This window comes from Labrys sp. ALF-8, from assembly GCF_059699065.1.
The window spans coordinates 590,001-602,700 of record NZ_AP048537.1 but is presented as its reverse complement, the minus strand read 5'-3'; the positions used below and the strand labels follow the sequence as shown (position 1 = coordinate 602,700).

Annotated in this window: 12 protein-coding genes (1 of these 12 running past the window's edge); 6 read left to right on the top strand and 6 right to left on the bottom strand. The window is 62.7% G+C overall.

From position 1 onward, the window contains the following. Positions 1 to 122: 122 nt before the first annotated feature. The 5 genes from AC6H34_RS02880 to AC6H34_RS02860 form a co-directional block, all read right to left on the bottom strand. A complete protein-coding gene (locus AC6H34_RS02880; protein WP_448146245.1) occupies positions 123 to 1,628 on the bottom strand; it encodes a lipopolysaccharide biosynthesis protein in 1,506 nt (501 codons plus the stop codon). A gap of 492 nt (positions 1,629 to 2,120) precedes the next feature. Continuing rightward, on the bottom strand, positions 2,121 to 2,897 hold the full coding sequence (locus AC6H34_RS02875; protein ID WP_497537846.1) for a methyltransferase, TIGR04325 family: 777 nt from the start codon (positions 2,895 to 2,897) through the stop codon (positions 2,121 to 2,123). Positions 2,898 to 3,248: 351 nt separating this feature from the next. Then, positions 3,249 to 3,713 (bottom strand): hypothetical protein, encoded by a 465-nt coding sequence (locus AC6H34_RS02870; protein ID WP_497537845.1) that lies wholly within the window; start codon positions 3,711 to 3,713, stop codon positions 3,249 to 3,251. A 177-nt stretch (positions 3,714 to 3,890) separates the two neighbouring features. Beyond that, a complete protein-coding gene (locus AC6H34_RS02865) occupies positions 3,891 to 4,310 on the bottom strand; it encodes a DUF1236 domain-containing protein (RefSeq protein ID WP_497537844.1) in 420 nt (139 codons plus the stop codon). Between the two features lie 198 nt (positions 4,311 to 4,508). Then, positions 4,509 to 4,910 (bottom strand): VOC family protein, encoded by a 402-nt coding sequence (locus tag AC6H34_RS02860; protein WP_448146249.1) that lies wholly within the window; start codon positions 4,908 to 4,910, stop codon positions 4,509 to 4,511. A 164-nt stretch (positions 4,911 to 5,074) separates the two neighbouring features. On the opposite strand from AC6H34_RS02860, the gene AC6H34_RS02855 reads away from it, so the two are divergent. Beyond that, positions 5,075 to 5,989 (top strand): bestrophin family protein, encoded by a 915-nt coding sequence (locus AC6H34_RS02855; protein WP_448146250.1) that lies wholly within the window; start codon positions 5,075 to 5,077, stop codon positions 5,987 to 5,989. Positions 5,990 to 6,082: 93 nt separating this feature from the next. On the opposite strand, the gene AC6H34_RS02850 is transcribed toward AC6H34_RS02855, so the two are convergent. Beyond that, positions 6,083 to 7,141 carry a lysylphosphatidylglycerol synthase domain-containing protein gene (locus tag AC6H34_RS02850; protein ID WP_448146251.1) on the bottom strand — a complete coding sequence of 353 codons (1,059 nt, stop codon included), beginning with the start codon at positions 7,139 to 7,141 and terminating at the stop codon, positions 6,083 to 6,085. 264 nt (positions 7,142 to 7,405) lie between these two features. Here AC6H34_RS02850 and ppaT point away from each other — a divergent pair, with 264 nt between their 5' ends. The 5 genes from ppaT to AC6H34_RS02825 all read left to right on the top strand — a co-directional run. Next, positions 7,406 to 8,632, top strand: a complete 1,227-nt coding sequence (gene ppaT, locus AC6H34_RS02845; RefSeq protein ID WP_497537843.1) for a pyridoxamine--pyruvate transaminase — start codon at positions 7,406 to 7,408, stop codon at positions 8,630 to 8,632. Further along, positions 8,616 to 10,229: an ABC transporter substrate-binding protein gene (locus AC6H34_RS02840; protein WP_497537842.1), complete on the top strand. Its 1,614-nt coding sequence runs from the start codon at positions 8,616 to 8,618 to the stop codon at positions 10,227 to 10,229. Before ppaT ends, AC6H34_RS02840 begins: the two co-directional genes overlap by 17 nt. 71 nt (positions 10,230 to 10,300) lie before the next feature. Next, positions 10,301 to 11,281: an ABC transporter permease gene (locus AC6H34_RS02835; protein ID WP_497537841.1), complete on the top strand. Its 981-nt coding sequence runs from the start codon at positions 10,301 to 10,303 to the stop codon at positions 11,279 to 11,281. After that, positions 11,278 to 12,108 carry an ABC transporter permease gene (locus AC6H34_RS02830; RefSeq protein ID WP_497537840.1) on the top strand — a complete coding sequence of 277 codons (831 nt, stop codon included), beginning with the start codon at positions 11,278 to 11,280 and terminating at the stop codon, positions 12,106 to 12,108. The genes AC6H34_RS02835 and AC6H34_RS02830 overlap by 4 nt, the downstream gene beginning before the upstream one ends. Further along, a protein-coding gene (locus AC6H34_RS02825) for an ATP-binding cassette domain-containing protein (RefSeq protein WP_497537839.1) crosses the window boundary here: on the top strand, positions 12,105 to 12,700 show its 5' portion. Its footprint extends 238 nt past the window's final position; the window shows 596 of its 834 coding nt (coding positions 1–596); the start codon lies at positions 12,105 to 12,107; the stop codon falls past the right edge of the window. The genes AC6H34_RS02830 and AC6H34_RS02825 overlap by 4 nt, the downstream gene beginning before the upstream one ends.

The window sequence follows — 12,700 nt, the reverse complement described above, 5'->3', positions numbered from 1 at the left end:
GCATCCTGCCGACGCGACAACGGCATGGCCCGGTTCCTCTAAACCAGGAATCGGATGCGAACGTTCCGGACGCCCATTTCCGCCAGGTCCGTCTGCGCTGAAACGGCCGTCGGCGCAGGGGCTCAGCCGCGAAGGGCGGTTCGTCGCACCTTGGCGAGGGTGGCGAGGCCCATCGAGACGATAAGCTGTTCGGCCCCGGCCGTCGATTTGAACCAGCGGGACACGGCATAGATGCTTGCGACATAGGCGCCGACATAAACGAGACCAAGGATGCCGATCTGCACGAGCAGCATCAGGAAGGAAACGTTCGGTGTGAAGAAATACGTTCCGTAGAAGAGAACCGCACCGGATGCCAGGCCCGCCATGGCGGGTCCCGCGATGGAGATCAACTGCTCCTTCATGCTGGCCCCGATCATCGCCCGCACCGTCAACATCGTCATGAACGTAACGATGAAGGCCACGGCGCAGCTGGCCATCACCGCACCGTAGACGCCGTAGAGCGACACGCCGAGAAGGGTGAGCGGCACCAGCGCCAGACACTGCACCAGGCTTCGCAGGGTGATCCGGCGCGACTGGTTGAGCGAGATGGCCAGCATGGGCATCGGCGTCGCCGGAGCCTGCACGATGCTGGCGAGCGCAAGACCGCTCAGCAGGATCGCCGCGCCTTGCCACTTGCTGCCGAGGAATAGATCGATCAGCGGTTCCGACATCAGGCCCGCGAAGGTGAAGATCGGCAGAAGCAGGATGATGAGCGCGCCCGAAGCCTTGAGATAGGTGCTCTTCAGGTCTCCCTTTTGGTGGGCGGTGACGAAGGCGACATTGAGCGGGAAGTCGAGCGGGGCGACGAGCGTCTGGTAGGGAATGCCCGCCAGATCGTTCGCCATGGCGTAGCGCCCGAAGGACACGGTATCGACGAAGCGCGGCAGGATGAAGCGGCCAAGCTGCCAGTTGATGGCGAGCAGGATCTGGGTGAGCATGCTCCAGCCCACCATGTCGGCAAAGAGCGGCCAGTCCTTCAGCGTCAGGCGGGGACGCATGGGCGCCAGGATATAGGAGCCGACCATGAGGATGGTGGGCGTGAGGATGGTGCCCAGCGCGATCGACCAGTAGCTCTGTGTGAGCGCCGCGGTTGCGACGGCCGTCATACCGGCGACGACCTTGCTCAGCACATCCATGAAGGCCTGGCGGCGAAAGTCCATCTGCTTGGCGAAATGCACCATGCGCGGGCTGACGAGACCGCGCAGGATCGGCGCGAACGCGAGCGCGATGATCAGGTAGACGAGGCGTGGCTCGTTATAGAAATGGGCCAGCGGCCACGAGATGGCCCCGAGCACTGTACCTATAGCGATGCCGCGCAGCGTGCTCAGCGTGAAGGCGGTATCATACATGCGCCTCGTGGGATCGGGAATGCGGGTGAGGGCGGCCGAAAGAGGCATCTCGAAAATGGCCTCGACGACGAAGATGAGCGTCATCGCCATCGCCACGAGACCGAAATCGGCCGGACCCAGGAAACGGGCGAGCAGGATCAGCGATACGAAATCGACGGACTTGGCGAGGAGCCGGGCACCGACGCTCCAAACGCCCGCAACGGCAGTTTTCTTGGATAGGGCGATGCTCTCAACTCCCACGGCAAGGAAATCCTGTCTCTTCCATGTGGCTATAACCGACCTGATGCCGCCCGCAAGATCCCGTTGGCCGCAGCGCGGCCGCCGCCCCAACGTGCCAGACCAAGATCGCCTCTGTCCCGCCCTCCGGAGAGCAGGCCGTTCAAGGCATCGCGGAGTGGATGACCTGTGGACCTCTTTTCCAATCGCAAGACCGAAATCAGTGCCACAGGCGTCGTATTGGCACTGCTCCTGCCGAAAAGCCAGTCCCCCTCATTCCCTTAGGAATGAAGGGATTTTCCGGGAAATGGCCTGAATAATGGCCGATAAAGGGTCAAGAGCGCCAGAAAATGCCTTTTTGGATGGTCGCTCCACCTCCAATGAGTGATGGGTATACTTTATGGTATCGATGAAGGAATAGCGCTATCGGGTTCGACAATGACGCAAGGATAATTCGGGAGTTTCGGTGACGCTGCGGCTCCGTACCGAAGAGGAGGGGAGGTCGAGCCTGAAGATTTAGATGCTCCAGGCCTCACCCATCATCTGGACCGCTTCGGACCCCTTCGAGGGATCGAGAACGAGGGTGCGTTCGGGAATATCCCAGCGCGAGAGGAGCTTGTAGCCGAGATCTTCCCGAAGCCTTTCGAGCTCGGGCAAGGCCAGCGCCCGGTGGAGCATCTGACGGCCACCGACGGTTTCCAGCATGTAGAGGCCCGCCTTCCGGGCTACGAAAACCTCGTTGAGTATGACCATCGGAGGTCTTGTTCGAAAAGCTCGGAGTATTCGCTCGAACGGAACATTGAGACGAGGCAGGCCACCGCAGCAGATCAGCGCGCTGCACGGTTTTGTTCCCGCGATATCGTCGTGGAAGCGCAATGCGCCATGCCCCGATGCGGGATGCCGGCTGTTGTGGTGCGAGGTGCCGCGCTCGACCACCTGCCAGATAAGGTCGTCAGGGAAGTCCACATATGTCCGGTAGCCGGCATATTTGAGCCTGCTTCCCCCGGGAAGATCGGTCACAATTTTCAGTTTTCCTTCCATCGAAAGCTTTTGAAGGAAAAACATGACCGGGTAATCGAATGAACTCACCTGCGAAATTGCGCGCCCATCGCCAGGTTCGATGTTGTCGTTCTGATGTGGGAGGCCACTGTTTGGCCTTAGCGCCGTCTTCGCTTCTTCATGAGAATCGAAATACCCCCACTGAACCTCATCGTCGGGGCTATGAGCAATTTGAATACGATCGGAATGTATCAATTGATCAAGTAGCGGCAGCTTCCAGACACGTTGGAGCATGGTAAACTATCTTTCCGACGAACCCATAATAGGCTGCGACACCACGATGACCCATATCGTTAAAATGTCAATGTGTCGCTTGGTGATCTCCCAGGTGGGATATGCCATTTTTTTAAGCACATAAGTGCGTAATATTGATCACGAAGGCCATAAATATGTAAAAATCTCTCACCTCTAAAAATAATACAACTTCATCGTGGTTAATTTTCGACGTTAACCTTATATTCCCAATAGTCACCCATCGATTAATGGATCTCGACCTGGGAGCTGGCCGCCTTCATTCCGCCGGCGACAGATTCCGGCTAGGACGCTATGGTCCGCGAAGGCGCACTCTCGGCCCGACGCCGCGCTTCAATCGATCGGGCATGCCCTCTGCAGAATTGTCCGCACGCAGTGGAGATTCAGCCAGGTGAGACCGCCGAACAGCAGGGCGGCGATCAGGCCTTGGGGAGAGAGGTCGATGCTCGCCAGCCCACTGCCGGCCAGGCTGTCGGCAAAGGCCGCAACGACCAGAATTGAGAAGCCGGTGCCGATCGCGCCGAAGGCAAGGCGAACCATGGCCCCCATCGGTGACATCGTGCCATGGCCCCACCGCAGCAGCGCATAGTTGATCAGGGGCGTGAGGATCGCCACGATGACGACCGGTATGAAAAAGGCCAGCATCCAATCGAGGTTACAGAGCATTTCCCCGCATGGCAGGCTGTCGAGAAACCGGATGAAGCCCCAGTAGAGGCCAGCAAGGCCCAGACTTGCGAGCATATAGCAGGACAACGGGCCGACGCTGGCCCGGGGCTGCGAGGGGGAGGAGAGAATCATCGGTCTGCCGCCGGATATTAAGTGAGTGAACGAACGCTAACTTAAAGAGATACATGGCCGCCGTCAATGCCGTTGAAGAGGGGCGTAATGAAATTTTGGTACCCTAATATGTCGAAGGAGAGGGGGCCATCGGCCCTCCCCCTTCGCGCGGATCGCAGGAAGCCACGGCCTCGCGGCCTACGGCACAACCTCCACGATTCTTCTCGTACCCGGGTCGACCAGCACGACCTCGTCGTTCACGACGGTGTAGCGATAGCGAACCTCGCCATATTCGGCCGGCACGTCATAATACTGGATACCATCCTCGGGCAGCACGGCACCGACGGCGACCGGCTCCTCATACTGGTAGGAAGGCAAATGCTGTTCGATGACGTATCGCCGGAAGCGGGGCCGCTCCCTGACGCCGACCAGCCCGTTTATGCCGCCGGTCACGGCGCCGACGGTGCCTCCGACGACGGCGCCGACTGGGCCGCCACTATGAGCCCCTTGTTCGGCACCATCCTGTGCGCCGTCGAGGACGCCCTGTGCATAGGATGAAACTGGCGCGACGAGCGAAAACGCAACTGCTCCGGCCAGAAGAATTGACCTGCCTTTCATGATCGATCTCCATGGATTGTCTTTGTAATGCCCAGTGGATAGGGCCTGTCGATTCAACCTGAGGGATCTTGGAAGGTTCCAATTTTCATCGAGACGGTGATATCCAACTTCGAAATATCTGGATTATTCGTTCGCAGAACTGCCCTTACGCAAGGGATTGTTTTGCGTTTACCGCACGAGATCATAAATCGTTGTAGATCAGGGACTTGCAGGGCGTGGCTGCAGCAGATCCCAGCGATTGCCATGGAGGTCCTCGAATACCGCCACGGTGCCATAGGCTTCCTCGCGCGGCTCCTCGCAAAATCGTACGCCCCGGCTGCGATAGAGCCGATAATCTCGCCAGAAGTCGTCTGTGTGCAGGAAGAGGAAGACGCGCCCGCCGGTCTGGTTGCCGATGGACTCCGCCTGCTGCGGCCCAGCCGCCTGCGCGAGCAGCAGCGTGGTCTCCCGAGCTCCCGGCGGCGCCACTGTGAGCCAGCGTCTGCCTCCGCCCATGTCGACGTCCTGCACGACCTGGAAGCCCAGCACATCCCTGTACCAGGCCTTCGCCTCGTCGTAGCTCCTGACCACCAGAGCTATGGCTCCGAGATGTTGCGTCATGTCGATCACCTCCTCTGGAAGGCCTATCGTGCTCAGTCCATCCTGTCACCGGTGCGGGCTATTCCCAGGTGGATATAGCGAGAAAGATCACGTCGCTTCTGTACGGCGAAATTTCCGGAGCGGCATGACACAATGCAGGTTGGCTCTCTAGGAATCATTTGCGCATGATCGTTCGCAAAAGCCCACGGCCGTGGGAACTCTTCTTCATCTTGCGCGGCTCCATCGTGCCGCAGATCTGGCCGCAAATGCTGGTGGTGGCCCTGATCTCGATCGCGGTGACACTTCTCGAGACGCGCGGCTACGTGCATATCGCACCGATAGCGGCGCTGCCTTTCTCGCTTATCGGCGTGGCGCTGTCGATCTTCTCCGCCTTTCGCAACACGGCGAGCTATGATCGGTGGTGGGAGGCGCGCAAGATTCTGGGCTCGATGGTGATCGATGCCCGGGGCCTTTCCCGGCAGTCGATCGCCTATCTCTCGCCGGATCCGGTCACGGCACGTCGTCTCGCGCTATATGCCACGGCCTTCAGCGACCTCGTGCGCTGCCACCTGCGTGACGAGAGGCCCGACGAGGACGCCCTGCGCCATCTCGATGCCGTCGATCGCGAACTGGTGACGAGAGCCAAGCACGCGCCGAACCGGCTGCTGGCCCGGATGAGCGGCGCCATTGCCGCAGCGCTTTCGCAGGGCCAGGTTTCCGCGCAAATGGCGCAGACCCTGGAGGAAAAGGTGTCGGCCCTTTCCACGGATCTCACGGCTGCGGAGCGCATCAAGCTGACGCCGCTGCCCTTTGCCTACTCACTGCTGCTGCATCGCACCGCTTACCTGTTCTGCTTCCTGCTGCCCTTCGGCCTTGCGGACAGCATGGGATTGTGGACGCCGCTGATCGCTGCGATCGTGTCCTACACCTTCTTTGGCCTCGATGTGCTGGGCGATGAACTGGTGGCGCCCTTCGGCACGACGCAGAACAGCCTTCCGGTCATGGCGATCTGCCGCACCATCGAGATCAACGTCCTCGAAGATCTGGGAGAGACGGACCTGCCCGCCGTTCCCATGCCGAAAGATTTCGTCCTGGCATGATGAAAGGGGCGGCGCAGCAAAATGCGTCGCGGCCGAAAGCGTGCTCCCCCTCAAGCCCTCCCCAGGGAGGAGCTTCTGCGTAGAAGCAGGCCGCTATGAATGTTGCGGCGGATCCTGGCGGACCGGATCGAGCTTGACCGGTGCCGGCGCCACGCTTTCCATCGGGCGGTTCTTGTTGCCGAGGATCGATCCCAGCAGCCCGCCGAAATTATTGCGCTCGGTGTAGAGCACGACGATGCAGGACAGGGCCAGCGGGATGAGGAGATAGAACAGGCGGAACATCAGCAGCGCAGCCAGGATCTCGGCCTTGGACTGGATCACCGCGGGGTCGCTCGGATTGGCGCCGGCCGGCAGCATGACCAGGAAGAACACGGCTTCGAACACGCCCGCGCCACCCGGTGCATTGGAGATGAGGCCTGCGCAGAAGGATGCCAGGAACATGCCCAGCACGACGAAGAAGCCCGGATTGAGGCTGTCGGGCAGGGCGAAATAGATGATGCCGGCGGCGCCGATGATCTCGATCGGGGCGGCGAAGAGCTGGCGGAAGGCAATGCCGGGCTTGGGATAGGCGATCAGCATCTTGCCGACCTTCAGCGGCTTGAAATGCAGGATCGAGCCCGCCTGGTAGAGCAGGACGAGCACGAGCATGCCGACACCCAGCATGAAGGCGATGCTGACCGGAAAGCTGAACAGGCGTGAGAGCAGGGCAGGCTCGCCCACGAGCACGATACCTCCGAGGAAGACGGCCCCATAGGCGAAGGTGAAGGCGCAGAAGGCGGTGACGACGGCGACCTCGGCCGCGTTCAGCCCCATGCGGGAATAGGCGCGGTAACGCACCAGGCCCGACGACAATACGGAGACGCCGATGTTGTGGCCCAGCGCGTAGGCGACGAAGGAAACGATCGACACCACCGGCCAGGACAGCTTGCGGCCCACATGCATCAGCGCGATGCGGTCATACCAGGCGAGGGCGGCATAGGCGAGGAGCGTGGAAAAGAAGGCGCAAAGGATCATCACCGGGCCGCGATCGAGGATCGCCTGCCAGACTTGGCCGACCTCCACGCCCTTGAGCTCCTTGGACAGCAGGTAGATCGAGAAGACGACGGCGGCGAGCCCGACGATCGGCCAAACATATTCGAGCTTGTTCTTCATCACGTCCGTCTGGGTAGGGGTTCGAACTCGTCTTCGAAACGGGTCATCGAGCGTAGGCTGGAATAGCCATAAACAACGGGATCGTGTCGAACACAAGACGGGGAAGCGGCAGGATTCTGAGAACGCGCGCGCCGGTTGAGGTGTGGATATTAACGCGCCTGTCATGTGCTTAATATGATAGGGGGCATTAAATATATGTAATTCCTCGATTGCCACCCGCGTCCGGCGGGTCTAGCCTTCCCCGACTTGCTTCGCGATTGTCCGATGCCAGCTCCGCCGCCCTTCATGCTGACGACCGGCCCAGTGACGGCCTATCCCGCAGTGCTCAATGCCATGGCGCGGCCGGCTGTCTATGATGGCCATCATGCATTCCAGAACTTCTATCACGGGATGATCGGCAAGTTGCGGGCGGCCATGCGCCTCGCCAACCAGCCGCTGGTTCTGCAGGGCGATGCCCTCTTGGGCCTGGAGGCGGCCGCGGCCTCACTGATCGGCCGCAGCGACGTCGTTCTCAATCTCGTCTCCGGGGTCTATGGCAAGGGCTATGCGGGCTGGGCTCGCCGGCATGGCGGCGAGGTGATCGAGCTTGAAGTGCCGTTCGACCAGGCGATCGAAGCGGAAGCCGTGCGCAGGGCACTGGCGGCCCGGCCGGACATCGGCGTCATCGCCGTCTGCCATCACGACACGCCTTCGGGCACGCTCAACCCGCTGGCCGAGATAGGCCGCATCGCACGCGATCACGGCGCCTATGTCATTGCGGACGCGGTTTCCTCCTTCGGCAGCCTCGACGTGCATCCGGAGGCGGCCAGCATCGATATTTTCGTCACCTCGGCCGCGAAGTGCCTGGGCGCCACGCCTGGCTTGACGCTGCTCGGCATCAGCGAGCGGGCCTGGGCCAGGATCAAGGCCAATCCCGATGCGCCGCGCGCTTCCTTCCTTTCCTTGCTCGATTGGGAGCTTGCGGCGGAGATCGGCCGCCCCTTTCCGGTGACGCCCTCGCTGGCCGAGATCTATGGTCTCGATGCCGCGCTCGACCTCTATCTCAGCGAAGGACCCGAGCGCGTCTGGGCCCGCCATGCCCGCACCGCCGCGGCCGCAAGGGCAGGACTGAAGGCGCTGGGGCTGAAACTCTGGCCTGTGCGGGAGTCGATCGCGGCACCCTCGGCAACCGTCTTTCATGTTCCCGACGGGCTCTCCGACAAGGCCCTGCGCGATACGCTGCTCGACCGCTACGGCGTGCTGCTCTCGCTGGGCCGCGGCTTCACGGCCGGCAAGGTTCTGCGCATCGGCCATATGGGGCCGAGCGCCGAGCCCATGCTTGCCGTCACCGCCATTGCAGCCCTCGGCGGTGCACTGAACCATCTCGGCATTCGCAGCGATGCCGGCGCCGGCGTGAACGCGGCCCTTGCCATTCTCGACGGGGCGGCTTCCAATCTGGCTGATTCTAATAAGACGACGTCCTGGGAGGTCGCTCATGTCGATCCTGCTTAGCCGCCGCACTTTCCTTCTTGCCAGCGCGGGAACCGCCTTGGCGATGGCGCTGCCGCATCGTGTCCGGGCCGAGGATGCCCCAAGCGGTCGGCTGATCGTCGCCGCCGATTCGGAACCGACCAATCTCAATCCGGCCATCGTCGCCTCCAACGGCGTGTTCTTCGTGGCCAGCAAGGTGATCGAGCCGCTGGCCGAAGCGGACTACAACGGTGCCGACGGGCTTGCGCCGCGGCTCGCGCTTTCCTGGGAAGGCTCGCCCGACGGCAAGGCGGTGACCTTCAAGCTTCGGCCGAACGTGAAGTGGCACGACGGCAAGTCCTTCACCTCCGCCGATGTCGCCTTCTCGGCATTGGAAGTTTGGAAGAAGCTGCAGAACCTCGGTCGCCTCGTTTTCAAGGATCTCGAAAGCGTCGATACGCCCGACGACCTTACCGCAGTGCTGCATTTCTCGGCGCCTACGCCCTTCCAGCTGATCCGCAACGCGCTGCCGGCGCTGACGGCGGTGCTGCCCAGGCATGTTTTCGAAGGCACCGACATCATGACGAATCCGGCCAACGAAAAGCTCGTCGGCACCGGGCCGTTCAAATATGTCGAGCACAAGCCCGGTGAATACTACCTGCTTCGGCGAAATGAGACTTATTGGGCGCCGGACGAGCCCAAGATCGGCGAGATTCTGTTCAAGGTGCTGGCCGACCGCGAGTCCGCGGGTGCCGCGCTCGAATCGGGAGAAATCCAGCTGGCGGCATTTTCCGCCGTGCCGCTGGCCGACCTGGACCGCATCTCCAAGGTGCAGGGTCTGAAGGTCTATTCCAACGGCTATGAGGCGCTGACCTACCAGATGATCGTCGAGATCAATCACGCCCGCAAGGAACTGGCGGATCTGCGGGTGCGCCAGGCCATCGCTCATGCGATCGATAAGGGCTTCGTGGTGCAGGCGATCTTTCGCGGTTACGCCACGGCCGCCACCGGGCCGGTTCCGCAGACGGACAAGACCTTCTACAATCCCGATGTCGAGCGCTATGAGTTCGACCCTGCCAAGGCCGAGGCACTTCTGGACGAGGCAGGATACAAGAAGGGGCAGGATGGCATTCGCTTCCACCTCAAGCTCCTGCCGGCGCCCTTCTTCAACGAGACGGTACAGTTCGGCGCCTATCTCAGGCAGGCGCTCGCCAAGATCGGCATCGACGCCGAGATCGTCGCCAATGATTCGCCGGCCCATCTGAAGGCGATCTACACCGACCACGCCTTCGATCTCGCCGTCGGCACGCCGGTCTATCGCCAGGATCCCGCTATCTCCACGACCATCCTGTTCCAGAGCGGCATCCCGGCCGGGGTGCCTTTCTCCAACCAGTATGGCTATGCCAATCCCAAGGTGGACGCCATCATTGCAGAGGCGGCGGTGGAGATCGACGCCGCCAAGCGCGCCGATCTCTACAAGCAGTTCCAGAAGATGGTGGTGGATGACCTCGCGCTGATCAACGTGACGGAGTTCTCCTTCATTACCGTCGCCAGCGAGAACGTGCAGAACGTGTCGAACAATCCGCGCTGGGTGGTTTCGAACTGGGCCGACACGGCGCTGCCGGTGATGTCGCCATGATGTCCTTTCCCGCGCGCGGAATGCAGCGCTTCCAAGAGCGGACGGGATATCCGCGGCCGCGGGGGTGACGCTTGGTGGCGCGTGTCTTCCGGCGCCTCGTCGGCGCCATCGCCGTTCTCGCCCTCGTCATCGTCGGCGCCTTCTTCATGCTGGAAGCTGCCTCAGGCGACGCCATCGATGCCTATGTCGCCGGTATCGGGGGCATGGATGCCGTGCGCATCGCAGAGCTTCGGGCTGCCTGGGGGCTGGACCAGGGGCCGATGCATCGCCTGGAGGCCTATCTCGCAGCTCTGGCCCATGGGGATCTAGGCTGGTCCACCGGCTTCCAGCGTCCGGTGCTCGATGTCCTGCTTGAGCGCCTGCCGGTGACGCTGATCACCATGGGTTCGGCACTCACGCTCGCGTTTCTTCTCGGTATTCTTCTCGGTTTTGCCGCCGGAGCCCGGCCGAACGGCTGGCTGGATCGCGTTGTCTCCTTGGGATCGCTTGCCCTCTACGCGATGCCGGGCTTCTGGCTCAGCCTCGTCCTGATCCTGGTGTTCTCGGTGAGCCTGCGATGGCTGCCGTCCAGCGGCTTCGAGACGATCGCCTCGGGCAAGACCGGCCTCGCTCGCGTGGCCGATATCGCCTGGCACCTCGCACTACCCGTCTCCGCGCTCGGCCTTCTCTATATGACCTTGTTCCTGCGCCTGCTGCGGGACGGCATGGAAGAGGTCTGGCATGCCGACTTCGTGCGTGCCGCCCGCGCGCGCGGCGTTCGGGGCTTTCGCCTTGCCTTCCGGCATGTCGCCCGCAATGCCTTTGCGCCGGTGGTCACCATGCTCGGGCTGCAATCGGCCTCGCTGCTCGGGGGCAGCGTGGTGGTGGAGAGCGTGTTCGCCATTCCCGGATTCGGACGCCTTGCCGCCGAGGCGGTTTCGCGGCGCGACACGCCGCTGCTGCTCGGCGTCGTGCTGTTCAGCGCCGTCGTGGTCGTGGCGATGAACATGCTGGCGGATCTCGTGCAGGCCTGGCTCGATCCGCGTGTCGGGGCTGGAGAGCGCTACGCATGAGCGTCCTGGCGGGTATCCTTCGCAGCGGGGAAGGGAGGATCGGCGCCGGGCTCCTTCTGTTCTTCGCGCTTCTGGCCCTCGGTGCTCCGCTCGTCTTTCCCGGCGATCCCCTGGCGATCTCCGCTCCCCCGCTGCAGGCTCCGTTCACGGACGGCGCCCATCTCCTCGGGGCCGATCGGCTCGGCCGGGACATTGCCGCGGAACTCGCATGGGGAGCGCGGACCACCCTCGCGGTTGCGTTGGCCTCCGTGCTCGCATCTCTGGTGCTCGGCAGTGTGGTCGGCACGCTCGCCGGCTTCCTGGGCGGCTGGATCGACGATGTGCTGATGCGGATCAGCGATGCCTTTCAGACAGTGCCGGCCTTCCTCCTCGCCATGGCACTGATCAGCGTCATCGGTCCGAGCCTGCCGGCCATCGCGCTCTCCATCGCTGCCGGCGCCTGGCCGCAGCCGGCACGAATCGCGCGTGCCGAGATTCGTTCGCTGAGGGAGCGCGACTTTGTCGCCGCCGCGCGCGTCGCCGGCATGCATCCACTTGCGATCGCTTTCCGCGAGATCCTTCCAAACGCCCTGACGCCGGTGATCTCGCTGGCCGCCATCATCGCCGCGGCGGCGGTTCTGATCGAAGCGGCTCTGTCCTTCCTCGGCTTCGGCGATCCGAACAGGCCGAGCTGGGGCAGCATGGTGGCGGAGGGACGTGCCATGCTGCGCAGCGCGCCGTCGCTTTCGCTGATTCCCGGCCTGGCCCTCGTCCTTGCCGTGCTGGCGATCCATCTTCTCGGGCGCGGCTATGCCAAGGCGTTGCGTGTGAGGGAGCCTGTGGCATGAGCTTGTTCTCGCTGAGCGGCTTCGGCGTTGGCTATCGCGATTCCGGCGGACTGCATCCGGCCGTCGAGGCAATCGACCTCGATGTTCCCGCAGGCCGCCATCTTGCCGTGCTGGGGGAGAGTGGTTCCGGCAAATCGACCCTGGCCCTGGCCCTGGCGGGGTTGCTGCCGGCCAATGCCGAGACGAATGGCATGCTGTCGCGGCCGGGCTTCGCTGCTCCGCCGCGGCTGGGCAGGGATATCGGCCTGGTTTTCCAGGATCCTGGCGGCAGCCTCGATCCGCTGATGCGCGTCGGCGAGCAGATCGCCGAGGCACGCGTGGTCAATCGCGGCGGGACCTGGCGGGCGGCACGCGGCCTCGCCGAATCGTGGCTGGCACGCGTGTCGATTCCCGATCCCCCGGCGAGCGCGCGCAAATACCCGCATCAGTTCTCCGGTGGCCAGAAGCAGCGCATTGCCCTTGCCGCGGCGCTGGTGAGCGAGCCCGCTCTGTTGATCGCCGACGAACCCACCAGCGCGCTCGACACCATGAGCCAGTACGCCATCATGGGCTTGCTGAAGGAAATCGCCGCTGAAAGAGGCCTCACGCTCGT

Bases quoted from the DNA above. Each gene is read 5' to 3' on its own strand.
- AC6H34_RS02830 (WP_497537840.1), top strand. From the start codon at position 11,278: ATGAGCGTCCTGGCGGGTATCCTTCGCAGCGGGGAAGGGAGGATCGGC.
- AC6H34_RS02865 (WP_497537844.1), bottom strand. From the start codon at position 4,310: ATGAAAGGCAGGTCAATTCTTCTGGCCGGAGCAGTTGCGTTTTCGCTC.
- ppaT (WP_497537843.1), top strand. From the start codon at position 7,406: ATGCCAGCTCCGCCGCCCTTCATGCTGACGACCGGCCCAGTGACGGCC.
- AC6H34_RS02850 (WP_448146251.1), bottom strand. From the start codon at position 7,141: ATGAAGAACAAGCTCGAATATGTTTGGCCGATCGTCGGGCTCGCCGCC.
- AC6H34_RS02860 (WP_448146249.1), bottom strand. From the start codon at position 4,910: ATGACGCAACATCTCGGAGCCATAGCTCTGGTGGTCAGGAGCTACGAC.
- AC6H34_RS02870 (WP_497537845.1), bottom strand. From the start codon at position 3,713: ATGATTCTCTCCTCCCCCTCGCAGCCCCGGGCCAGCGTCGGCCCGTTG.
- AC6H34_RS02855 (WP_448146250.1), top strand. From the start codon at position 5,075: ATGATCGTTCGCAAAAGCCCACGGCCGTGGGAACTCTTCTTCATCTTG.
- AC6H34_RS02875 (WP_497537846.1), bottom strand. From the start codon at position 2,897: ATGCTCCAACGTGTCTGGAAGCTGCCGCTACTTGATCAATTGATACAT.
- AC6H34_RS02840 (WP_497537842.1), top strand. From the start codon at position 8,616: ATGTCGATCCTGCTTAGCCGCCGCACTTTCCTTCTTGCCAGCGCGGGA.